The following is a 321-nucleotide window of genomic DNA, read 5'->3' as shown; positions in this document are numbered from 1 at the left end:
CACTTGGTAACAGCAAGTGGAACGGTAACCGTGGGTGTTGGCTCTACAGCAAGCAACCAAAATTTAGGTGTAACAGTAGATACCACTGGAGTACCAACGATAGTGAACTCAGGAGGAGCTGCAGATATTGGAGCAGACCAAGGACAAGGAGTTGGAAGCTCAAATGATGCAACAGTCAATGGATGTTTTTGTTACAATGATCCTAGTACAACAGCTGGTGTAGATACCAAGCATGGAATTTCTTTGTTGCAAAGAGCAGGAGGTCATAATAATGCGGACAATATCACGTCAACAGACTGGCCTATAGTTAGGAAATCTGCT

1 protein-coding gene is annotated in these 321 nt (G+C 43.9%); it reads left to right on the top strand.

The features are described 5' to 3' along the window. Positions 1-321 (top strand): hypothetical protein (locus AC4AGG_RS16870; protein WP_489773179.1); only part of this gene is annotated, 321 nt, incomplete at both ends.

This window comes from Chryseobacterium sp. CG10_8, from assembly GCF_058117085.1.
Note: the sequence above shows the minus strand (reverse complement) of the source record. Positions and strands in the feature narration are given on the sequence as shown.